The 24,251-nt window shown below is 35.0% G+C and carries 18 protein-coding genes and 1 rRNA gene; 5 read left to right on the top strand and 14 right to left on the bottom strand.

The window, feature by feature from the left end; genetic code table 11:
- Positions 1 to 32: 32 nt before the first annotated feature.
- Together deia_RS03100 and yidD are read right to left on the bottom strand one after the other, a co-directional pair.
- Positions 33 to 2,787: ribosomal RNA gene (locus tag deia_RS03100) — 23S ribosomal RNA — on the bottom strand.
- 251 nt (positions 2,788 to 3,038) lie between these two features.
- On the bottom strand, positions 3,039 to 3,266 hold the full coding sequence (gene yidD / locus deia_RS05985; RefSeq protein WP_146820702.1) for a membrane protein insertion efficiency factor YidD: 228 nt from the start codon (positions 3,264 to 3,266) through the stop codon (positions 3,039 to 3,041).
- A 66-nt stretch (positions 3,267 to 3,332) separates the two neighbouring features.
- Between yidD and deia_RS03110 the strand changes: the two genes are divergently transcribed.
- Positions 3,333 to 4,697 (top strand): M23 family metallopeptidase, encoded by a 1,365-nt coding sequence (locus deia_RS03110; RefSeq protein WP_146820703.1) that lies wholly within the window; start codon positions 3,333 to 3,335, stop codon positions 4,695 to 4,697.
- Between the two features lie 8 nt (positions 4,698 to 4,705).
- Here deia_RS03110 and deia_RS03115 read toward each other — a convergent pair whose 3' ends face one another.
- Complete coding sequence (locus deia_RS03115) at positions 4,706 to 8,266, bottom strand: baseplate megatron protein TIM-barrel domain-containing protein (protein WP_146820704.1); 3,561 nt, start codon at positions 8,264 to 8,266, stop codon at positions 4,706 to 4,708.
- Between the two features lie 224 nt (positions 8,267 to 8,490).
- Here deia_RS03115 and ppa point away from each other — a divergent pair, with 224 nt between their 5' ends.
- From ppa to tsaD, 3 genes are read left to right on the top strand one after another with little or no spacing between them, the layout of a single operon-like run.
- Entirely contained in the window at positions 8,491 to 9,012 is a 522-nt protein-coding gene (ppa, locus tag deia_RS03120) for an inorganic diphosphatase (RefSeq protein WP_146820705.1), read from the top strand.
- 59 nt (positions 9,013 to 9,071) lie between these two features.
- The gene (lptD, locus tag deia_RS03125) at positions 9,072 to 11,579 is read left to right on the top strand and encodes an LPS assembly protein LptD (protein ID WP_222912617.1); all 2,508 of its coding nucleotides are present in this window, start codon (positions 9,072 to 9,074) and stop codon (positions 11,577 to 11,579) included.
- Positions 11,576 to 12,604 (top strand): tRNA (adenosine(37)-N6)-threonylcarbamoyltransferase complex transferase subunit TsaD, encoded by a 1,029-nt coding sequence (gene tsaD, locus deia_RS03130; protein WP_146820707.1) that lies wholly within the window; start codon positions 11,576 to 11,578, stop codon positions 12,602 to 12,604. Before lptD ends, tsaD begins: the two co-directional genes overlap by 4 nt.
- Positions 12,605 to 12,606: 2 nt before the next feature.
- Here tsaD and rfbC read toward each other — a convergent pair whose 3' ends face one another.
- From rfbC to deia_RS03155, 5 genes are all read right to left on the bottom strand, one after another.
- A complete protein-coding gene (gene rfbC, locus deia_RS03135; protein WP_146820708.1) occupies positions 12,607 to 13,176 on the bottom strand; it encodes a dTDP-4-dehydrorhamnose 3,5-epimerase in 570 nt (189 codons plus the stop codon).
- Positions 13,177 to 13,180: 4 nt separating this feature from the next.
- Positions 13,181 to 13,729 carry an ATP-dependent protease subunit HslV gene (hslV, locus tag deia_RS03140; protein WP_146820709.1) on the bottom strand — a complete coding sequence of 183 codons (549 nt, stop codon included), beginning with the start codon at positions 13,727 to 13,729 and terminating at the stop codon, positions 13,181 to 13,183.
- Positions 13,730 to 13,801: 72 nt separating this feature from the next.
- On the bottom strand, positions 13,802 to 14,146 hold the full coding sequence (locus deia_RS03145) for a monovalent cation/H(+) antiporter subunit G (protein ID WP_146820710.1): 345 nt from the start codon (positions 14,144 to 14,146) through the stop codon (positions 13,802 to 13,804).
- An 8-nt stretch (positions 14,147 to 14,154) separates the two neighbouring features.
- Positions 14,155 to 14,817, bottom strand: a complete 663-nt coding sequence (locus tag deia_RS03150) for a methionine biosynthesis protein MetW (protein ID WP_146820711.1) — start codon at positions 14,815 to 14,817, stop codon at positions 14,155 to 14,157.
- Positions 14,814 to 17,495, bottom strand: a complete 2,682-nt coding sequence (locus tag deia_RS03155) for an NAD-glutamate dehydrogenase domain-containing protein (protein ID WP_146820712.1) — start codon at positions 17,493 to 17,495, stop codon at positions 14,814 to 14,816. Before deia_RS03155 ends, deia_RS03150 begins: the two co-directional genes overlap by 4 nt.
- Before the next feature lie 180 nt (positions 17,496 to 17,675).
- Between deia_RS03155 and deia_RS03160 the strand changes: the two genes are divergently transcribed.
- Complete coding sequence (locus deia_RS03160; RefSeq protein ID WP_146820713.1) at positions 17,676 to 18,092, top strand: hypothetical protein; 417 nt, start codon at positions 17,676 to 17,678, stop codon at positions 18,090 to 18,092.
- A gap of 76 nt (positions 18,093 to 18,168) precedes the next feature.
- Here the strand turns inward: deia_RS03160 and deia_RS03165 are convergent, their stop codons facing one another.
- The 6 genes from deia_RS03165 to mreB are packed head-to-tail and all read right to left on the bottom strand — an operon-like array spanning position 18,169 to position 24,249.
- Complete coding sequence (locus tag deia_RS03165; RefSeq protein ID WP_146820714.1) at positions 18,169 to 18,774, bottom strand: MvaI/BcnI family restriction endonuclease; 606 nt, start codon at positions 18,772 to 18,774, stop codon at positions 18,169 to 18,171.
- Positions 18,771 to 19,520: a DNA-methyltransferase gene (locus tag deia_RS03170; protein ID WP_146820715.1), complete on the bottom strand. Its 750-nt coding sequence runs from the start codon at positions 19,518 to 19,520 to the stop codon at positions 18,771 to 18,773. The genes deia_RS03165 and deia_RS03170 overlap by 4 nt, the downstream gene beginning before the upstream one ends.
- A complete protein-coding gene (gene rhuM, locus deia_RS03175; RefSeq protein ID WP_146820716.1) occupies positions 19,510 to 19,866 on the bottom strand; it encodes a RhuM family protein in 357 nt (118 codons plus the stop codon). The genes deia_RS03170 and rhuM overlap by 11 nt, the downstream gene beginning before the upstream one ends.
- A 12-nt stretch (positions 19,867 to 19,878) precedes the next feature.
- Positions 19,879 to 22,395: a type I DNA topoisomerase gene (gene topA, locus deia_RS03180; protein WP_161982833.1), complete on the bottom strand. Its 2,517-nt coding sequence runs from the start codon at positions 22,393 to 22,395 to the stop codon at positions 19,879 to 19,881.
- Between the two features lie 60 nt (positions 22,396 to 22,455).
- Positions 22,456 to 23,193 carry an ABC transporter ATP-binding protein gene (locus deia_RS03185; RefSeq protein ID WP_146820718.1) on the bottom strand — a complete coding sequence of 246 codons (738 nt, stop codon included), beginning with the start codon at positions 23,191 to 23,193 and terminating at the stop codon, positions 22,456 to 22,458.
- Between the two features lie 3 nt (positions 23,194 to 23,196).
- Positions 23,197 to 24,249, bottom strand: coding sequence for a rod shape-determining protein (mreB, locus tag deia_RS03190; RefSeq protein WP_146820719.1), 1,053 nt, complete (start codon positions 24,247 to 24,249; stop codon positions 23,197 to 23,199).
- Positions 24,250 to 24,251 lie beyond the last annotated feature (2 nt).

The following is a 24,251-nucleotide window of genomic DNA, read 5'->3' on the forward strand; positions in this document are numbered from 1 at the left end:
TTTAGAATTAATTCTACACAAAGAATCAATAATAAATTAAATCAATCGGGAATTAGTAATGGTTAGCTGAAACTGTTACCAGTCTTACACACCCATCCTATCAACGTGGTGGTCTTCCACGTCCCTAATTGGGAAGAATCATCTTGCGGCAAGTTTCACGCTTATATGCTTTCAGCGTTTATCTTTTCTATGCGTAGCTACCCAGCTATGCCCTTAGCAGGACAACTGGTGCACCATTGGCATATTCAACTCGGTCCTCTCGTACTAGAGTCGACCCCGCTCAATCTTCCTGACGCCCACAGCAGATAGGGACCAAACTGTCTCACGACGTTTTAAACCCAACTCACGTACCACTTTAACCGGCGAACAGCCGGACCCTTGGGACCTTCTTCAGCCCCGGGATGTGATGAGTCGACATCGAGGTGCCAAACAGTGTCGTCGCTTTGGGCGCTTAGACACTATCAGCCTGTTATCCCTAGAGTACCTTTTATCCGTTGAGTGATGCCCCTTCCTCGCAGAAGCACCAGATCACTATATCCGACTTTCGTCCCTGCTCGACTTGTCAGTCTTGCAGTCAAATTGGCTTATGCTATTACACTCCAACAGTGGCTTAATCCCACCTGAGCCAATCTTTGAACGCCTCCGTTACTCTTTAGGAGGCGACCGCCCCAGTCAAACTACCCACCATACAATGTCCCAGATCCACTTTTACGGATCTTGGTTAGATATCAAAAATCAAAAGAATGGTATTTCAACGACGACTCCATCACGACTAGCGTCGCAACTTCCAAGTCTCCCATCTATCCTACACATTTAATTTTTAATATCATTGTAAAGCTATAGTAAAGGTTCATAGGGTCTTTCCGTCTAACTGCGGGTGGACCGTATCTTCACGGCCAATCCAATTTCACTGAGAATATTCTGGAGACAGTGGGGAGATCGTTACGCCATTCATGCAGGTCGGAACTTACCCGACAAGGAATTTCGCTACCTTAGGACCGTCATAGTTACGGCCGCCGTTTACTGGGACTTCGATTCAATGCTTGCACATCTCCTGTTAATCTTCCAGCACCGGGCAGGCGTCAGACACTATACTTCCCCTTATTCAGGTTTGCAGTGCCCTGTGTTTTAAGTAAACAGTCGCCACCCCCATTTCTGTGCCACCTACAAGTACTTGCGTATATGTAGGCCATCCTTCTCCCGAAGTTACGGATGCAATTTGCCTAGTTCCTTCAGAATACTTATCTCAAACACCTTAGTATATTCTACTCACTCACCTGTGTCGGTTTACGGTACGGGCTGTACGCTAGAGCTATTTCCTGGAACCGATTTCTACGCAAGCGGAATCTAATAACCACTTACGACGATTTCAATCCGTCACTTTCTAGCAGGTTCAGGAATATTAACCTGATTGCCATCGACTACGCCTTTGGGCTTGATCTTAGGACCCGACTAACCCTACGCTGATTACCATGGCGCAGGAAACCTTGAGTTTATGGTGGGGGCAATTCTCGTGCCCCTTATCGTTACTTATGCCAGCATCAACACTTCTGATACCTCCAGCACCCATCACCAGGTGCCTTCGCAGGCTTACAGAACGCTCCGCTACTGATTAAATTGCTTTAATCTCGTGTCTTCGGTATGTAGCTTTAGCCCCGTTACATCTTCGGCGCAAGAAGGCTATTAGACTAGTGAGCTGTTACGCTTTCTTTAAATGATGGCTGCTTCTAAGCCAACATCCTAGCTGTTTTGGCCTCCTCACTTCCTTTTCCACTTAGCTACAATTTGGGGACCTTATACGACGATCTGGGTTTTTATCCCTCTCGACGATGGATGTTTTCACCCACCGTCTGTCTGCCATGCTTAATTCATCGGTATTCGGAGTTTGGTTGAGATTGGTAGGAGACTTGCTCCCCCGCACCCACTCAGTAGCTCTACCCCCGATGAGAAACACATGACGCACTACCTATATAGTTTTCGCGGAGAACCAGCTATGTCCAAGCTTGATTAGCCTTTCACTCCTATTCACAACTCATCCAATACTTTTTCAACAGTAACTAGTTCGGTCCTCCAGTGGGGTTTATTCCACCTTCAACCTGGTCATGAATAGCTCGCATTGGTTTCGGGTCTATTGCACCAGACTAAACGCTCTTTTAAAACTCGCTTTCGCTACGCCTACATCATAATCGACTTAAGCTCGCCTGATACAATAACTCGCTGGCTCATTATGCAAAAGGTACGCCATCACCCGAGTTGCCTCAGGCTCTGACTGGTTGTAAGTATTTGGTTTCAGGATCTATTTCACTCCCCTTATCGGGGTTCTTTTCACCTTTCCCTCACGGTACTTGTTCACTATCGGTCATTAGCTAGTATTTAGCCTTGGAGGGAGGTCCCCCCATATTCAATCGGGATTTCACGTGTCCCGGTTTACTCAAGAATACACAAACTTTCTACCTCTACGGGTCTATCACCCTGTGTCGATTGCCTTTCCATACAATTTGAGTTCTTATCTGTGTACTACTGGGCTGTTCCGCGTTCGCTCGTCACTACTTACGGAATCTCGGTTGATTTCTTTTCCTCTAGGTACTTAGATATTTCAGTTCCCTAGGTTTTGCTTTACAAACCTATGAATTCAGTTTGCAATACTCCTTGCGGAGTGGGTTACCCCATTCAGACATTCGCGGATCAAAGTTTGTTGACAACTCCCCGCAACTTTTCGCAGCCTACCACGTCTTTCATCGCCTGCTAATACCAAGGCATCCACCAAATACTCTTAGTAATTTAATATATTATTGAATAAATGCGCAGAATTAATTCCAAAGCATTTAATCACACCTTTTTATAAGTAAAATTAAAACTAAAGTATATTGTTTAAAATTGGTCATATAAAATAATTATATGAACACCCTTATTTTCATCAGTCAAAAAATATTCACGATTTAAGTACTTAACCAAAATTGGTAAGCACAAACGATTACAAGCATCAAAAAAATAATTGTCAAGAAAAAAAATAAAAAAAAGAATATAATATTTTTACACTACCTAAAATCATCGATTTTAATTGACTTTTTTGTAAATAAAGAATTACATTTAAAAATTCTTTTCACTATCAAAAGCAAACTTTTTAGCAAATTATACTTACGAGAGGTTAAAACTTGTATGGCATACTCAGAGCAAGTTGGAACAAAAATGCAAGATTTTGGTAAAAATGGAGATATTGTATATTGATACAATTTGACAAAATAAATGAAAATCGATCGTAGCATAAATTAAAAAATATTTCTTGCAAATAAAAACTTAATTATTTAGTTTATAATATAAAGATATTTGATATGCAAGTAAAATCGTTATTTTTTAACAAAAATTTTATTACAACGCTAACGAGACTTGTTGCCGTTATATGTATTTGGAATTTTTTTGATTCAAATTTATATAACAGAATAAATAAAATATACCTTGCAAGCGATCTTGATTTAATTGTTGATAAAATAGATTATCAACATGATTATTATAAAGAGTACGAAAAGATTTATGTGGTATTAGATGAAAATCTTGGAATGCACGAAAATAATGTAGATGATGTAATTAAACTTAAAAATGGTCAAAATCTTTCATCTGGATTGCATAATTACGGCATTGACAGCCAAGAAATTAGCGCTATATCAAAAGCATTAGGCTCAAATTTTAATTTAATTAACCCTGGTCAGGATATATTTATTAACTACGATTACAAGGCAAGATACGTTCCTCATTCAACAAATAATGATATTTATCCAAAGCGACATTATTTCAAAGAAGATTACATAGTAAATCATATAGAGGTTAGACTAAATAAGATTGAAAAAAAGATATATCTTCAAAGGCAAAATAATGCTTTTACAACAACCGTAGCACCTCTTCAAAGTCAGAAACAAACAAGAGTGATAAAAAGCAAGATAAATAATAGCCTTTACTACGATGCAATTCAAAAAGGTGTAACACCTATAGTAATTAATAAAATGATAGAGCAATACAGCTATGACATCGACTTTCAAAGAGATATACATAAAGGGGACAGCTTTGAAGTTGTTTTTGAGGAATATTACGACGATAAATCAAGAAAAGTGAAAGATGGTAAATTGCTATACGCTGGAATAAATGTTCAAGGCAAATGGTATAGAATGTATAGATTTAATGATGAATTTTACAATGAAAAAGGTCTTGAAATCAAGAAAACATTACTTAAAACCCCAGTGGATGGCGCAAGAATTAGCTCTGGATTTGGCGTAAGACGCCACCCGGTATTAGGATTTACAAGGGCGCACAAAGGTGTTGATTTTGCGGCTCCAACTGGTACTCCAATTTACGCAGCAGGTGACGGAACAATTACACATTACAGCTGGGGTGGTGGATATGGAAATCTGTGCACAATCAAGCACACAAAAGAATATTCAACAAACTACGCACACATGAGTAGATTTGCAAAAGGCGTAAAAATTGGATCTTATGTAAAACAAAGACAAGTTATAGGCTACATCGGTACAACCGGGCTTTCAACTGGGCCACATTTACACTTTGAACTTGTAAAAAATGGCGAGAAAATCAATCCAACAAAGCATCATATACAGTCAATTCGCACAATTACTGGAAAATCTATGACGGAATTTAAGAATTTCGTTGATCAAATAACGAAAAAAATAGCCCAGAATGGCAATTAAATAATATATTACGAACCATTTTGAATTAGTGAATATTGTAAATCAAAAATCTCACATCCAAACAACGATATTTGCTCATTTTTCGTAATCGTTAAGTTAACACCTTGATAATTATTATAAAACTTCACAACATCTCCATCTTCATTATAAATTTCAATATAAAAACTAGAATATTTCACATAATCTTGCCAAAAATCTATATCTCTTATATTTCGTGCCTGCCAAGTTATCAAAATATCTCCATTTCCTTGCTTAAAAAAATCAGTATTTAAAGCAATTTTTGGAAAATTAGTTCTACTAATATTTATCCTAGTCGGCTTTGCATCGGTAATTTGTTGATTATTTGAAACCGCTAAAATGTCAATATCTTTGTATAAATAAGTCATTGGAACGGTAATTTTGCAAATATTTTCATCAATTAAAACAAAATTTAAACCAGATAAATTCTGCGAGATTTCTGTATCAAACATTCCACGATAAAATGTCGAAATTTCAACTATTTTATCAGATAAATACTGCACATTTGCAAAGCTAATAATTTCATTTCCAATAATTGCAATATTTTGCCCTCCAAGATTTCCTTCATCAATGCTAGTTAAAATATAGTCGTCGTTTAATACAATTTGTAATTTTGTTTGCCTGTCAATTAAATAAGCCTCTGGAATTTCCGTATTTTCAGGATTTTCAACAATTTTCCCAGTGCAAGATTGAGAAGTTTGCGTCTTTACAAAAGAATAATCACTTTGCGTCGAAAGTTTTTGATAAATATCGCATGATTTCCAATTTGCAAGCAAGCCATTAATGCCGCAAAATAGAGTTATTTGAGAAAAATCTGTATTATCATCCGAGTAGGGTAAATTATACGCATAAACATCGGTATCTCCTGATATTTCAAGAGTGCGAGCTGTTTCGATTATGTCATTTTCAACTCTTTGAAGCGGCATTTCAAGATTTACACTTGTTGTCGTGAAATCTATGTAATTTTTACCCATGTTAAATGATATTTCTGTAATTTTTCGAAATGAATTATCAATTTCAATAACATCGCCAATATGTAAATTGCTATATTTCATAGGCAGGGAAATAATATAATCATCTTTTTGCGCTATAATATTTTGTAAAATCTTCCCAGCAATCATTTGTGCATTTGAAAAACTCATTGCAATTGGCACTTTTATCGTCATTTTTTGAGTATTATCATTTTGAACAATTGCCGTATTTATCTTAAAATCACTTGAGTCAATAAATAACATTTCAATTTTACTTGGAAGCAAAGCCTGGCTATTTATTGTTAAAAACTGGGCAATTTCTGTTTGATTTTTCGCTATTATATCAGATTTATCAACCAAAATTGGTAAAAGATTTGTATTTTTTGAAAATTTCAGCTTGCCATTTAAATGAAATATGTTAAAATCATAGATTTCAGCGAACATTTTAAGTATGTTAAATGCAGTTGAACTTTGATTTAAAACAAAGCCATCAAAATATTCATCTAGGTTTTCAATTTCAAAATCCTTCTCATCCATGCCAATTTTTTCACAAAAATCCGATATAATATTTGTGATTTGATTAAAGGAAATCTTGCCATTTAGCCAATGCCCATAACGCCAAGAGGCGTGATCTGACCAAAGATTGGAAAAGGCTGGAAAAAACGGATAAGGACGCGCATCGTATGCCCAAATAAATTTCTGCTCGATAAAACTTTTACCACCCCAAAACTCTTCAAAGGCAAGAATCGCGGCGTTTTGCGCTTTAAAATCAACTATTCCTTGAGATAAATGCGGAAAACCGGAATCTTGACTATCTGGGCTATAAAACACATTTGGCTCATTTGTGCAGCAATCAACGGATGGAAAGCCATATTCGCAAAACCAAATTTTCTTCATTTTTGGCTGCCATAAAGTTTTTTTTCCATCAGGATTTGTGTGAAAATTGTTCCAAAAATACTCAAGATTTTTCCATGCATACTGGGGTGAAAGTGGCTTTGGATTTAACTTATTTTCGCTATCTTCATAATAAAAATCATAACCCTCGCCGCTTTCATATCCATGTTTTAAAGCGGAAATATCATACACAGATTGACCGCTGTTTGTGCAAGGAAAATAACAGTCAATACCAATTGCGTCAATTGCGCTATTTGCCCATAATTTATCCATGTTAAACCAGCCCGAGTCGCTATGATGATATTCGCTCCAGTCTGCTGCATATATAACCTTTACAGAACTTCCAAGAATAGATTTTACATCATTTGCCAAAAGACAAAGCTCGTCGACAGCTGGGAAATTGCCCTTTCCATCAGTAATTTTTGTAATTCCAATTAATTCAGATCCAATTATAAAAGCATCGACTTTTCCCTTGACTAAATTTGCATAATGCATTATAAAATCACGATAACCGCGAGATTTATGAAAAAAATTTGCGACATTTGAAATATTGCCTGTAATCTTCCCACGCCACGGCTTACCATCTGCATCGACCATTAAAAATGGGTAAAAACAAACCTTTACACCTTTGCTTTTAACATAGTCTATATAGCGTAAAATTGAGCCATCAGAAGGCGTTCCACCGTATCTCACACTTCCACTGGCATCCACGCCAACCATTTGAGCGCTACTACGATTAAACCCGGCAACACCCCATTCATCAGGTGTTGTTTTTCCATTTTTATACTCAACTTTTGGCAATATTTCACATGACGCAATATCAAGACTTGATCCAAACCAAGAGCAAATTACGGATGCCCACTTTAAATTTGGGATCTCTTTTTGCATTTTTTCAAATGATGCAACTGCATCTGAATTTGATGTATTATTATTGTGATTAATGCTTGCACCTTTGGAATATCCAATAATCATGCCAAAATTGTTATACACAGCGTCCATTTTATATTGAATTTGCGTATCGTATGCAAATTCGCCGCAGCCAGGTATTATGCAAACGCCAGAAATTACACTATTTGCTGTTTTTGACTCCTTGTTGCAAGTTACATCAAATGTAAAATTTGGCACACGGCCGTTATAGTCGTTTAAAGAAAAATTGTGAATTACAACATAACATAAATCACGAAAAGCTGGCGTATTTTCATCCCCTTCATAGCTTTGAATGACAGAATTTGGCATTTGATCTTGCGTGCCTAAATACTGCATTAAATTAAGCTTTGTTTTATCAAGCAAAACCTCGTCTGCATATATGTTATCAATTGAATTTACAACACCTTTACAAATTGCAATAGCAAGAGAAATTGAGTAGTTCGTACTTGTTTGCCCACCTTGTGTATTCCCAAATTTATCTCTTTTGACAGCCGTTTGCGTTACCTCTTTTTTAATCCCAGATGTCCAAATAATATTTCCAGAAGTTCTGATTTTCCCGTATATCTCAGGAATTATACGCCCAAATGTTGATGTTTGAAGCGTAACATCGCGAATTTCAAGGTTGTATTTATACTTTTCGCCATCACCATTTACAATCGAATCTACAATAGATGTAAGCTCTGGTGGAAAGCCAAATCCAAGACTGGTGCTAAGAGTTCCTGTAATTGACGCAACTGATGAATTTCCTGATATTGCCATGTAAAAAATAAATTTTCTACACGCAATATCGTTTATTTTTTTTCTGGAAGCAAAAATAGTAAAATATCAAGCAAATTTACACCATGCTGTAACATAAATTTCATTCAAAAACTCAATATTAAAAAATCTATTGTCTACATAGTAAATTTAAAAAATGATTTGATTATTTTTTCTTGCAAATAATATATCTTGTTTTAACCTCGGTATTAATTAATGTTTTTGATATGTTCTTAGATAAAATTAAAGCTGGAGAAAAAGTTCCAGACGAAGTAAATGTAATTATCGAAGTTGCAGCCGGCTCTGCGCCAGTGAAATACGAATTTGATAAAGATTCTGGTGCTATTTTTGTTGACAGATTTATTCAAACTCCAATGTTTTACCCTGCAAATTATGGCTTTATTCCTCACACTTTGGCAGATGATGGCGACCCAGTTGATGTTATGGTTATAACTCGCTATCCACTTGCAGTCGGCTGCGTCATTCCCGTTCGCCCAATTGGACTTTTATACATGGAAGACGAAAGCGGTAAGGATGAAAAAATCATCGCAGTTCCTAAAGCCAAGTCTGATCCATACTACAAAGATATAAACGAGCTTGCCGACCTTCCTGAAACTTTTGTAAATCAAATTAAGCATTTTTTTGAAAGATATAAAGACCTAGACGCAGGTAAATGGGTTAAAATTTCTGGCTTTGGAACAAGTAAAGATGCAAAGGAAATAATTTCAAAATTCATTTTAAATAAATAATTTTGTAAGTTTTAATGCGGATATTTACGGCTTTATTTGCGATTGCTTTCTCTTTCGTCATGCCCAAATATTCGCATGCTTTTTTACAACCAACGCCGCGAAAAGAAAAAGTGAAAAAAGACGATATATCACTTTCCCTGCTTGATGGAAAGCAAATGTTGCTTTTTGCAAACTCGCTATCATCAACAGATGGCGATAATATCGAATCTCAAGGCAATGTTTTCGGTGTCACAAACTTCGGAATTTTTTCATCCGACAAGCTTCATGCTCGAAAATCTAAAAGCATTTTTCAAATTCAAGATAATGTCAGAATGAGAACAAATGACGGCATTGTACTTTATGCAAAGCAATTTGAAAAAGATGGCGATGTAATCAATATAAATGAATCACAGGCATTTCTTTACGATAATAGTACAATTTTATCCAAAAAAATCAATAAAATATCAGATTCTATATACGAAATAGATAATATGACATTCTCAGCCTGTGAATTAAATGGATCGTATGAAGTTGAAGATGAAAGACTTAGATGTTCAAAAGACTATAAAGATAGCCAAAATATCTTATCACCGGTAAATCTAAATACAATTCAAAATGATAATACATACGAAAATGTAAAAAAACAATACGACCTACTGCCGTGGAGCATTACTGCAGATAAAGTAAGGCTTGATACCGATACACAATACATGACGGCTAAAAATTTAAAAGTGAATGTTTTTTCAATGCCAGTATTTAAAATTAACCAATATACTCAGAAAATTGACGGCAGTGCACGCTCTGGATTTCTCCCACCTAGCTTGGTATTTCTTGGATCTCGCCAAATTGGACTTAGCATTCCATATTATCTGAGATTAAAAAATAATATAGATTTAAAACTTACACCAACCTTTTATCAAAATTTAAATGGAATAACTGGTAAAGAACTCCCCGCCGGCTCAACATCAACAATGGATGCACAAAGACTTCGTGCAAATACGCTTGATATACAATATAGACATTTGTTTTACGAAGAAGATGAAGAAAATAATATCGAAGAAGGTAAATTAACAATCGATACACTGGTTACAGATAAAACAGGTCTAATTTCATCAACAACAAGACAATATGAAAAAGACATAAACAACAATATTCTATATGGCAATAGATGGCATATAGACTCAGAGCTGAAGCTTGGCATTACAAATAATACATACATTAAAGGTGAACTAAAAAAATCATCAGATCCAAATATACTACCAATTTATAGATTAAAATATGATTTTTACGCAAGAAATTACCTTGGTATATACAATTCGACAAAAGATTATCACAATGTTGCAGAAATAATACGATTTGATCCACTTCTAATCTACACGCCAAGTGCAACAAGACCAATAGTAATGCCACATTTACGATCTGTCTTTGAAAAACAAATTGACAATATCATAGGCGGCAGAGTGCTTATAGATCAAAGATATGTAGACCTAAAGCGTACATCTGGCTATAGTAGCAAAATTTACAATGCCGAACTTGGATATACAATTCCAATAAGAACTCAAAATGGTGCTTATTTTAATCTTTTTGCAAGCTCAAAATTTGACCATCAACGCAGCACATTTAAAGACTACTCATCACCAAATGACGGCTATATATCAAGCTTTTCCAATACCCAAAATGTAAATATATACAACATGCAAGAAAGTAGAATGATATACAACCCAATGCTTAACGCGCAAACATCTAATTTTTCTCAAAATCGTAAATACTACAATCTAAACCTCGATTTCTCAAAACCATTCTTCACTGGACTTGGTAACCTTGGACAATTTATTATCGAACCTCGTGTTAAATACAAGCAATCTCCATATATGAACACAGCATCTATGATTTTAGAAGATAGCCTTGGAACGCAGCTTCAATACACAAATCTCTTTGCAAGCAATCTAAGTGATGGATATGGTATTATAGATAGCGGTAAAAGATTATCATACGGCGTTGACGCATATACAAGATTTGGCAAAACTGACATAAATGCATTGATTAGCGCCGGCGTTGTAAATTACATTGGTAGACCAAATGAATTTTATTACGAATATAATGGCGGATTAACTCGCAATATGTCAGATTATGTTGGTGTTGTAAAAATATATAATAAATTTTTCTCACTAACCCATGATTACAGGGTAAATTCTAGAAACGACTTCACATTAATATCTGGCATTGCAAGACCAAGATTTCAAAATACAACAATATCAATAACAAAACTTGGCGGCTTTGACGCAAGTATGTCTTATAATAAATCCTCTCTTATGCCATACGGAACTTTGGGCACAATGACAGCTATTTCACCACAAATAAGCTATACCTTTAAAAATAATTTGTCAATAGGTCTACGAGGCATTAGATTGATAAACTCGCAAGATGGATTAAATAATACAGACATGTGGCTATCGCAAAGTCTTTCAATCTTAAAACAAACAAACTGTATAACGTACGGATTACTTTACACCCAAATGAATTACAATATTCCAGGTGTATCAACAAGACCTGTTGTTAAATTTAGTTACGCTATTACCGGTATATGATTTCTCCACTTATTCTTGCAATTGAATCCTCATGCGATGATAGCTGTATTTCGGTTGTTTCAAGTGATTTTGAGATAATTTACGAAAAAAGCATAAGCCAAATCGATGTGCATAAAAATTATGGTGGCGTTGTTCCTGAGCTTGCGTCAAGATGTCATCTTGAATATTTGCAAATGATTTTACAAGACCTTGAAAAAAACATAAAAATCTCCGATATAAACGCAGTTTGTGCAACATTTGCCCCAGGTTTAATAGGCGGACTATTAACTGGCATAATGATTGCAAAAGGCATTTGCCATGCCAGTGGTATAAAATTTATACCAATTCATCACCTTGAAGGACACCTTGAAAGCGTCAACATCGGCAAGACATCACATGTAAAATATCCAAACCTAACCCTGCTTGTATCTGGCGGGCATTGCCAGTTCGTTTTGTCAGAAAGCTTCGGTAAATACAGGGTTTTGGGAAAGACGATAGACGATTCAGTTGGAGAGGCGTTTGATAAAAGTGCAAAAATGCTAGGGCTTTCCTATCCGGGCGGTCCAATTATTGAAAAACTTGCTCAAAACGGTCGAAATATAGCGGAAATTGGCAAACCAATGAGCGATAATAGCCTTAATTTTTCATTTTCAGGCTTTAAAACCAATGTGCTAAACTATATCCAGAAAAATCCCGAGACACTTGCAAATAGTCAGCATTTATCAGATGTTTGCTTTACCGTGCAAGACAGAATTTGCGCAAATCTTGAGCTTAAAACTCAGCTTGCAATTGACGAAGTGAAAAAAATATGCCCAGAAATTAAAGATTTTACAATGTGCGGCGGCGTTTCGGCAAATCGCAAAATTATATCAAAAATGCAGGATTTATGTAGTAAAAACAATCTCACTCTTCACTTTCCAAGTTTAAAATATGCAACAGATAATGCAACAATGATAGCTTTTGCCGGCGTAAAAAGATATAATCTTGGAGTGTTTCAGGGCCTTGACATTTCGCCAAAAAGCAGAATATCAATTGAAAATATATAAAATCAAACTTCTATACTAGCATAAATTTCAGATATCTTGTCACTTTTGCAAAAATCCTCAAAATTCTGAGATAAAGTGTCCCTTTCCGATGTAATTTCGTTCTCCACTTTCCAGTCTATACCACATGTTTTCGGATTTACACTATACTCCCCAGCTTTACTATAAACCCCAGTCGTTTTATACAAAACCATCGCATCCGCGCCGGATGTTACGGAAAATCCATGTAAAAAACCATGCGGAATAAGTAATGCGTTATTTTTTTCCATCGAAAGATGGATTCCAAAATACTTACCAAAGGTTGGAGAATTTTTTCTTATATCCAAAGCTACATCGTATATTTCTCCGGAAATGCAACGCACGAATTTAGTTTGATTTGGTAAAATTTGCCCATGCATTCCACGAATAACACCAGATTTTGAAACCGAAATGTTGTCTTGAACAAATGTTAAATTTATCCCATTTTGTGCAAAAGTATTAATATTATAGCTTTCCATAAAAAAGCCTCTTTCGTCGGGAAATTTGTTAAATTCACAAACTAAAAGACCTTCAAAGTCAGTTTTAATGCATTTCATACCACTATTCAATCACCTCCGAGCTAATGTTGTTATTTGTATATACACAGATTTGACCTGCGATTTCAAGACTTTTTCTTGCTATCTCTAAGGCGTTTAATTTTGAATCCGTTTGAAGCAAAGCAAGCGCCGCAGAATATGCAAAATTTCCACCAGATCCAATTGCTACAACGTCATTTTCCGGCTCAACAACGTCACCATTTCCAGCAACAATAAACATACTATCCTTATCAGCTACAATCATCATTGCATCAAGTTCGCGCAAAACCTTGTCTCCACGCCAGTTTTTTGAAAGCTCAACACAAGATTGTAACAATTTTCCATCGTGTTTTTCAAGCTCAGCTTCAAGTTTTGAAACAAGTGTAATTCCATCTGTCGCACCGCCGGCAAAACCAACTAAAACCTTCCCATCACGCAATTTTCTGAGCTTTTTTGCATTATTTTTCATGATTACAGACTTTCCAAAAGTAACCTGTCCATCGCCTGCAATGGCAGTCATTTTCCCCTTTCTAACACAACAAATAGTTGTTGCACAAATGTCTTTAGCGCTCATAAAATATCACTTTTTTTAATTAAAACACCATTTTTATTATATGCAAGTTTTTTGTTTTATATCATTAAAAATCTACTCTTTGGAATCTGAATTATCATCTTTGTTTTTCAAAAATTGATATCCATACATTCTCGATGCAGACTCCGATATTGCATTTGTACCTATAGGTGATGTAATGTATGTTATAATTATAATAAAAAGGATTTTAAAAAAAGCATCATAATTGCCTCGTGTAATAAAAATTATACCACAACCAAGTATTATCAATGGCATTCCAGCTAAATCTGCAACTCCACCAACATGCATCATCTTAAATGGATCGCGAAATTTCACAAATCCAGCAATCGAACTAAGAACAAAAAGACAGCCAAGCCCAATTAAAATGTTACCCAAAATATATATAAAACTTATAACCATAAAATAAATTAAAATTTATTTAATACAAAAACAGCTTCATCTATATGTAAATTTGGCATCATTGTTGACCCGCCAAATATATTTAAAATCTTTCCCTTTCTATTTAAATAAAAGCCATATTTCACAAAAATATGCTCTTTATCACACATTCGAAGAAAATCATTAATACTAAATGGACTATAAATATTAGAGTCAAATCTATTTTTTTCATCAATGTCTAAAAATTGATAACTACCTGTTAACATAAAATGAAATCTCCTCTTCAGCGTTGCATAATTTTGAATAACGCACACAACATTTTCAGACAATTTAAATGCACTTAAAAGAAATTGAACAGGATTTATTGTATATTCAATACATGAGTCAATAACAACAAGATCGCATGTACTGCCTTGATATTTTAACAAGGTTTCGTTTATCTCTATTGTCATTTTATCAATTAATGAATCATTTTGTATTTTATGTCCAATTTGTAAATTTATAACCTTTTTATCCCTTTCTTTTGCTGCCTGAATTACACTTTCTCTTAAATTTACGCTAATAATATTTTTGCAATTCATTAAAGATGAATCATATGTTAAAATAATATCGTTATAAAAGGCCATTACAGAATCTGAAAGATGGTAACGCGATTTTAAGATTTTCTCCGATATATTATGTATTATTTTCATAAATTAAGAGCGTTAATTTTATCCAAAATTGCCTCAAGTTGCAAGTTATCAGTTGACGCCTGGCTTGCAATTAAGTCGCAAATTTCCTTATATTTTTCAACTTTTTCACCCGTTTTAATCGATTTTACAACAAATTGCATTAGTCTGGATGCTATAATCGAAGCGGTTTTAAGCTCAGTCGTTCCATTTGAAACCTCAGCAAATATCTTTGAAATTGCAGATTTATATCCAAGATTATCCGAGACTTTTTTAGCAATTTCGCACGTTTGTTGATAATTTTTCTCAAATGAGTCCATGCAAATTGAAATTATATCAGCAGACTTTAAGACCTTTAAACCAGCGGTATACTGTGAGTCAAAACAGCACGATTTTTTAACGTCAGAGCAACAGGAGCCCTTTAAAATCTTGAAGAATTGATCGATAATTTGCTTTAAATTATGGATATTTTCCTCTATTGTTTTGTCAAAATTCACATGAGAAGAAATTGCAATTGAGGCAAATAAAGCGGCGTCTTGAAGTTTTTTTATTGCGCGGGCTTGATTTGCAAATTCTATCACTCCGTCTTCTTTGCAAAGCATTTCAAAAAGTGCCTTTATACCAAATATTTCCTGAGTTATGGAGTATAATTTTACAGCGTCCCCAACTTTTAAATCAAGCATTTGGCGAAGCTTGTAGAAATAGGAAATTCCACAAATATTGACAATTTCACCAGCAACTTCGGTTGCAATTATGTTTTTTGCAAGGCTGTGATTAAAAATGCCGTGTAAATACATATCTTCCTGCATTTGTCTTGGGAAATATTCAAGTAGGTGATTTGTTTTAAAGTAGTTATCACGCAAAAGATCGGATTCTAAAATGATATTTTTAAGATATATCTTCGCATTACTGAGCATTACGCAAATTTGCGTTCTTGAAATGGCTTTTTTTGCGATAGCAAGTGATAAAAACTCCTCTTCACTTGGCATTTGGTGCATTTTTCTGTCTAAAACCTTCGCAATTTCCATTTGCGATGCAATTTTTGCAAAAATAGCTGTCTCATTTTGCGCAAAAGTTTCGGTGACACCTATTAATTTTGATTGCAAGTAGTTATTTTTAAGAACAAGAGCTGCAACATTACCAGTCATGTCAAATAGCAGTTTTTCTCTGCCTTTATCAGAGATTTTCACGACAGAAAGTGCGATTTTAATGTTTACTTCACGATCTGAGCATGTAACGCCTGCGGAATTGTCAATTGCGTCCATATTGACTTTAACCCCAGATTTCACAAGTTCCATGCGTCCAAGCTGAGTTATTCCAACATTTCCGCCTTCTGCTATAACTTTGAATCTTGCTTCATTTCCGTTTATTCTAATTGTATCGTTAAATTTATCTTTTACATCCTCATTTTTTTCACATTCCGCCTTTATAAAAGTTCCTATGCCACCGTTGAATAATAGGTCAATTTTAGCCCTTAAAATATACCCAATTAACGCTTCTGGATTGAGTTTTTTGACACTTTTTGGAATATCAAAAGATGCTCTAATTTGTTCATTTATCTCAATATCACTGCCAAATCTGTCAAAAACACCGCCACCTTGACTTATAATTGACTTATCAAAATCACTCCATTTTAACTGCGGATTTTCAAATAATCTCCTTCTTTCAAGGGCTGTTTTTTCAATGTCTGGATTTGGGTCTATAAAAATGTGCATGTGATTAAAAGCCGCCATCAGTTTTAGCTTTTTAAAGAGCAACATCCCGTTTCCAAATACATCACCCGACATATCGCCTATTCCAACTGCAGATATTTCAGTATTTTCCGCGTCAATTCCAAGCTCATAAAAGCTAGATTTTGCGCAAATATAAGCTCCGCGAGATGTAATTCCCATTTTTTTATGGTCATATCCAAGGCTGCCGCCCGATGCAAAAGCGTCTCCTAGCCAGAAATTATAGCGTTTTGAAATCGAATTTGCAAGATCGGAAAAAGTTGCTGTTCCCTTGTCCGCCGCCGCGACTATATATGTATCATTTTCGTCGTATATAACTGTGTTTTTTGGGTTAATAACCCTATCTGCCTCGATGTTGTCAGTAATGTCAAGCAGTCCACAGACGAATTTTTCATAGCAAGCCTTAACAAAAGCCATGTTTTCAGCCTTGTCTTGCTTTGGTTTTTTGATATAAAAACAAGCCTTTGCGCCAGATGGAACTATTATTGCGTTTTTACTAATTTGCGCTTTAACAAGCCCTAAAACCTCAGTTCTGTAATCAGCTCTGTCTGACCAGCGAAAACCTCCTCTTGATATAGGCTGAGAGCGAAGATGACAGCCTTCAAAATCTTCATTATAAACCATAATTTCCGCATAAGGAATTGGTTTTGGCATGTTTTCTATAAACTCAGGCTTTAGTTTTATGGCAATATAGTCTTTTTCATCTTGATATAAATTTGTTCTCACAGCTGCATTTAAAATCTGCAAAAAATGCAATAAAATTGGCTCTTTTGTCTTGGATTTCAGTTTTTCAAGCTCAACTTCCCATTCTTTATTTTTTGTCTTGAATTTTAGCTTAAAAATACTTACAACACTATCTTCAAATCCGCTATTTTTCCTTATTAAATCAAGTAAATCGCTTTCATTTATGTCTCTATTAATCTGTTTATAATACGCCAAAACGGCGGGGAAAATGTGGTTTTCTTGCGTCATAACAAAATAAGTTCTAAACAATAATAAACCAAACAAAATATTTGTCAAGTAATGTTTATTATAACCATATTTAATTGATATTTTTCACCTTCTTATTCGCAATACCTACAGAAAAAAAACTTGCTTCCAGAAAAAAAATAACACAATATAAAAAAACTAATTTTGTTATTTACAACATCTATGAATAAAAAAAAAGATGCAAAAAAATACTCAGTTAGTACAAGCGATTCTCCACCAAGTGAACCAGGCTTCGTTGATGACATGTTAGTTACAAGATCAGATGTATCTTTATGGAGAGCCGTTGTAATGCAAGCAATAGTTGACTGCTACACTTTATCAAAACGAACGGAAAATCAAAACGCCAGACTTGAGGCAATAAAATGGATTTCAAGTGGAAATAGGGATTTTCTAAAAGTATGTCAATATGCAGATTTAGATCCATATTATGTAATCAAGAAAACAAGGCACGCAATATCAAATCGTGGACAATGGAGAAACGATATACACAAAAAAAAGAGACTAAATGAAACAGATCATGGAACATTTGTAAATAAAGTAGAATTTCTAAATAATGAATTATTCAATACTGGCAAATAAAATAAATTAAAATAACCTAATTTAACGTAATTTTAATCGCATATTTTAATTTTTATAAATCAATTTCACGATATATTTAGAATTTAAACAATAGTTTTAAAATATTCGTTCTTGCATAAAACGCCCGCGAAACAGACCCATGCCCCTGCCCTTTTGTTCTTGGCTGGATATAAACACCCATCTTTCCTGTGAGTTTTTCAAAGCCTTGGTTTATTATTGTGTCTCTTACTGTTTGGTAGTCTTGCTTTATTATGCGAAGCATTTCCTTGTCATCAAGATTAAATTCAATTACATTGTGTAAAATCCTGCTTTTTTCTTCCTTGCTTTCAAAAATATTCGTACAAATAACCATTTTCCTAAGTTTTGCATAAAGATGACTTTCCTCAAATTCCGTCATTTTGACATTAAAAGGATCGATCATTGTAATTGCCATAGTTTCTTTTGGCACAATAATGCCATTTTTTAATCTTTTAAGTGGAACTGTTTTTAGTTCCCAAGAGCCAAAATTTGGAGACTGAGATGAATTAATCGGAAGACCTAGATATCGCTCAATTACATGACCAAACCAACCCTTGTTAATTTTTCCATCTTTCCAGACAGTTACTTCATATTTTTCCGCCATTTGTCTTATGTCGGTGCCTATTAACTGTTTTAATTTTTCAACTGCCTCAGATTTTATCATATCAACTTATCCAAATCACAATCAAAAATTCTCCTTTTCGCAAGCTCTATATAGCCTTCATCCATCTCAATGCCGATAAATTGCCTTTTGTGTTTTATAGCTGCAACGCCAGTTGTTCCACTGCCCATAAATGGATCTAAAATAACATCACCTTCTTTACTTGATGCAAGAATTATTCTTTCCAAAAGCTCTAGTGGTTTTTGTGTTGGATGTTTTCCGTGTGTTTTTTCGCTATTTTTTGGCGGTAAAATCGACCAAACTGTTTTCATTTGCTTGCCACCATTAATTTTTCGCATTTCGTCGTAATTAAAATAATGTTTAGACTTTTCATTTTTTGCCGCCCATATTATAGTTTCTGTTGAGTGTGTGAAATATCTGCAACTTAAATTTGGTGGTGGATTTGGCTTTTCCCACGATATATCATTTAAAATCTTAAAACCAAGCTCTTGCATTGCAAAACCAATTGAAAATATTACATGATGCGTTCCGCTTACCCAGAAAGTTCCGTCTTTTTTCAAAATCCTTTGACACTCTTTAAGCCATTTTTTGTTAAATTCATGATTTTCATTTACACCCATGGACTTATCCCATTTTCCTTTATTTACACTAACAGCTACACCACTTTGACAGGTAATTCCGCCATTTGACAAGAAATATGGTGGATCGGCAAAAATAACATCAACACTAAAATCTGGTATTTTTGTCATCTCTTCTATGCAATTTCCATTTATAATATTACATTTCATAATTAAAACAAATTATCCATTCTTTTAAAATTTTCGTCGCCCAAATTCTAAACTGAGTTGCTTTAGTGGAATTCACCCTATATCCAACAGCAATAATCATATCAAGGTTGTAGTGTTTTATTGGTTGATTTGAGACATTTCGGAATTCCCGAAAAGTCTCATCTGGTACTAATTCGTTTTCCCTGTAAATATTTGATATATGCTCAGATATGCTACTTATAGATTTATCAAAAATAGTTGCAATTTGCTCCTGCGTTGCCCAAATTGTTTCAAAATCGCTAGATTTCAAATCAACCCTTGTCCCATTTTTACCTTGATAAATTATTATATTCATTTCATTTGTCATAAATTTAAAAAACTACCCATTATCAATCGCATTTATAGCATCTTCAAGGGTTGCGTCTTCTGCGTTTTCAATGCCTTTGATAGTGTAGAATTTTTTCATGTAAAGGGCGTATACTCCATAGCGGCTTTTGCCAACTAAGATTTGCTTTTTTGTCTTTGGATGCTCGCCAAGTTCCCTGGTTTTCTTCTCCCTCGTCGTGCCATCTGCTTTTGCAAAGCGTGATTTTTTCTCAGGCTTGTTTTGAATTATATGAATTGCTTCTTTTTGGGTTAGAGTCGCAGTTTTTTCCTTTTCCACAATTGAAATATATTCGCCATTATAAAGCACATATGGACCAAATTTCCCTATTCCAATTGAAATTGGCTTGTCTTCAAACTTTCCTATAACCTTTGGCAGTGAAAGTAAAAATAAGGCATTTTCAAGGCTTACCTCTGGAATAAAAGCAGGAATTGACGCACGCTTTGCTTTGCCATCTTGAATTGCCTCAAAATAAGGACCAAATTTACCAGTTTTGTAGAAAATCTCATTGCCTTTTTCATCTTTTCCAACCAAAGTTCCAGACGCAGCCGAAGGTTTTTGCTCACCATCTTCCGTAATCACCATTCCAGCTATGTATTTATCAATCGAATTGTTTTGATCGCAATCAAGACATTTGACGTAAACCCCAAATTTCCCTGTTTTTATATCGATATTCTTGCTTTTACAATGAAGGCATTGCTTTTCATCTGCATGCGTGCCGGAAAACATATATTCCTGCATAAATTTTGCTATTTCACTTGAAATAATTGATGGATCTTTTTCCATAGAATCGGCAACTTTTGCATCAAATTCATCCCAGAAATTCCTCAAAAACTTCAATTTCTCAAGCTTTCCATCTGAAATTATATCAAGCTCTTCTTCAAGGCCGGCTGTGAACTCATACTCAACATATTTTGTAAAAAATCCCTTTAAAAAGCTAGTGACAACCACGCCTTTTAAATCAGGAACAAACTGACGCTTATCAATATGAACATACTCCCTGTCTTGTAAAGTCTTGATTATTGTTGCATAAGTCGACGGGCGACCAATGCCAAGTTCTTCAAGATCTTTTACCAAACTTGCCTCGGTATATCTTGGTTTTGCTGCTGTAAAATGCTGTTTTTTCTCAATTGGCATAAGGATATTTACCTCGTCCCCAATTTTAATATCAGGAAGTAAGCTGCCGTCACCATCTTCATCAATTTGCACAGAGTAAGCCTTTAAAAAGCCATCAAATTTCAGCACATTTCCATTTGCACGAAGCATAACTTTATCTGCTTTATCGCTTAAATCTATAGACTGGCGAAGGAAAATTGCCTCACTCATTTGACATGCAAGAGTTCTTTTCCAAATTAATTCATAAAGCTTTAGCTCATCAGAACTTAAATATTTTCCAATTTTTTCAGGCGAAAGACTAATGTCAGTTGGGCGAATTGCCTCATGCGCTTCCTGTGCATTTTTCGTTTTTGTTTTATAAATCCTAGGGCTTTTTGGTAAATATTTATCACCAAACTGGGATACAATATACTCACGAATTGACTCTACTGCGTCTTTTGAAAGAGTTGTTCCATCTGTTCTCATATAGGTAATTAACCCACGAGTGCCTGAGCCAATTTCTATACCTTCGTATAATTTCTGCGCTGTTTTCATGGTTCGATCTGTTGAAAAACCAAGTTTATTTGAAGCATCTTGCTGAAGAGATGCAGTATTAAACGGCGCAAATGGGTTGCGTTTTGCATCTTTTGACTCAATTTCACGAGCAATTAATGTTTTCGCATTTTCAAGATATTCTTGTATTTTACTTGCATCTTTCTCATTTTTTGGGAAAGCATTTGAAAGCTTCTTTCCTTCAAAACTTATAACTTTTGACAAAAATTCCTCATTGTTAGCACTATTTAGCGTTGCCTGCAGGGACCAATATTCACTTGGAACAAAAGCTCTAATTTCCTTTTCACGCTCAACAATTAAGCGAAGCGCAACGGACTGCACACGCCCTGCTGACCTGCTTCCCGGTAGCTTTTTCCAAAGTACAGGTGATAAATGAAACCCAACAAGATAGTCAAGCGAAAGCCTTGCTTGCTGCGCATCAACCAAGTGATAGTCTATATCACGCGCATTTTTTATCCCATCTTTTACAGCTTTTTCGGTAATTTCAGTAAAAGTTGCCCGTTTTATCTCGGTTTTTAGCTTCTTTTCACGCAAAATTTCAGCCAAATTCCATGCAATTGCCTCCCCTTCACGATCCTGATCCGATGCCATATATACAATCTCAGCTTCCTTTGCGGCTTTAACTATTGCCGTCACATGCTTTTGTGATGTATCCTTAATTTGGTAATTCATCTTAAAATTACTTTTTGGCTCAACAGATCCATTTTGCGACGGTAGATCTCTTACATGTCCAAATGACGCAAGAACGGCGTAATCAGACCCAAGATATTTCGTAATAGTCTTAGATTTTGCAGGAGACTCAACTATAACAAGCTTTTTAGCCACGAAAATAACAAAATTCAAAAGACAATATATATTGAAAAATAAAATGCAAGAATAATGATACAAATACACCCTACCCCGCTATTTAGCTGTAGTTTTCGTTATAGCCGATAAAAATGCTCTTTCAAGATTTTCATTTCCTTGTTGTTTTTTAAAATTATCGCAAGTTCCATTAAAAATAATTTTTGTATCATTTAAAATTGCTATCTCGTGACATATTTCATCTATATCTGCAAGTATATGAGAAGAGAAAAATATAGATTTATCGCCATTTTTAACATAATTTTTCATTATTTCTTTCACGGCAATTCTTGCTTTTGGATCAAGCCCACTCATTGGCTCATCTAAAATCAATAGTGGAGCATTTGATAAAAATGCAGATATCAAACCAAGTTTTTGCCCCATTCCTTTCGAGCACTGCGAAGTTGGCATATATAAAACCTCTTTATCAAGCTCTATAGCATTGCACATTTGCGATGCCTCATCAATCGAGACTCTTTTTCCAAAAAAACTACAAAATACATCCAAAAACTCAATTCCAGTTAGATGTTGCGATGGTTGAAATTTTTCAGGAAGATAGCAAAACTTTTGTTTTACAGCAAAGTCATCACAATCAATGCCATCTACAAAAATCTCACCTTCATCTATATCTAAAAGCCCGATAATCATTTTAATCATGGTTGTTTTACCAATCCCGTTTAAACCAACTAGGCCAAATATTTGACCATTTTTAATTTCAAGGCTATTTTTGTCCAGAACCACTTTTTCCCCATTGTAAAATGATTTTGACAAATCTCGAATTGATAATATATTAGTCATAGATTAAAACTGCTTAAATAACACGTTAGAGTATAAATTGAAATTGTCAAGTATTTTTCCAAGCCCTTTTGCAACACATAGTAACGGAGTTTGTGCAAGGAAAACCGGACAATCTATAATATCTGATAAAACCTTGTCAAGATTTCTAATTTGCGATGAGCCACCTGTTAAAATAATACCTCTTTCGTGTATATCAGACGATAATTCCGGCGGAACTGAGTCAAGAACATCTTTCACAGCACGAACAAGCTCTACAATTAAATCAGATATAGCAATTGTTATATCTTCTTCCCTAATCTCAATTGATTTTGGTATTCCAGTTGCTATATCTCTACCAGTAATTGTAATAGATCTCTCAGGTTCATTCTTTGAAACATATGCAGATCCAATTTTCTCTTTTGTCATTTCGGCAGTTGATAACCCTATAAGTAAATTAAATTTAGTTTTTACATATTTGATTATTGCATCGGTAAATTTATCTCCGGCAATTTTTAATGACTTACCAGTGACTATTCCACTTAGCGATATTACGGCTATTTCAGATGTTCCACCGCCAATATCAATTACCATCGACCCAGAGTGGTCGCCGATTGGAAGATTTGCACCAATTGCAGCAACTATAGGCTCAAAAACTAAAAAAACATCCTTTGCTCCAGCCTTTAAAGCAGCCTCCTGCAAGGCAATTCTCTCAGTTATTGTTGAATCATACGGCACGCATATTACAAGATTTGGGCGTGTTAATTTCCATCCACCCATCACTTCAGATACAAAGTAGCGAATCATTTCTTCTACAACATAAAAATCTGCAATTGCGCCATCTTTCATTGGCCTAACTATCTTAATATTTGCAGGAGACCTTCCTATCATTGACTTTGCAACATCGCCAAATAAATAGGGAACGCTGGATCCGCCATTATTTAAAAGTGCGACAGTAGATGGCTGATTTAACTTAATTCCCGATCCCTTTTCATATATTACAACATTTGCCGTACCAAGATCTATACCCAAATCTTTAGCTAAAAAGCCATTAATTTTTGTTAAAACTTTATTAAACATTT

Origin of the sequence: Candidatus Deianiraea vastatrix (assembly GCF_007993655.1) — a bacterium.
In the GTDB taxonomy this organism is placed as follows: Bacteria; Pseudomonadota; Alphaproteobacteria; order Rickettsiales; family Deianiraeaceae; genus Deianiraea; species Deianiraea vastatrix.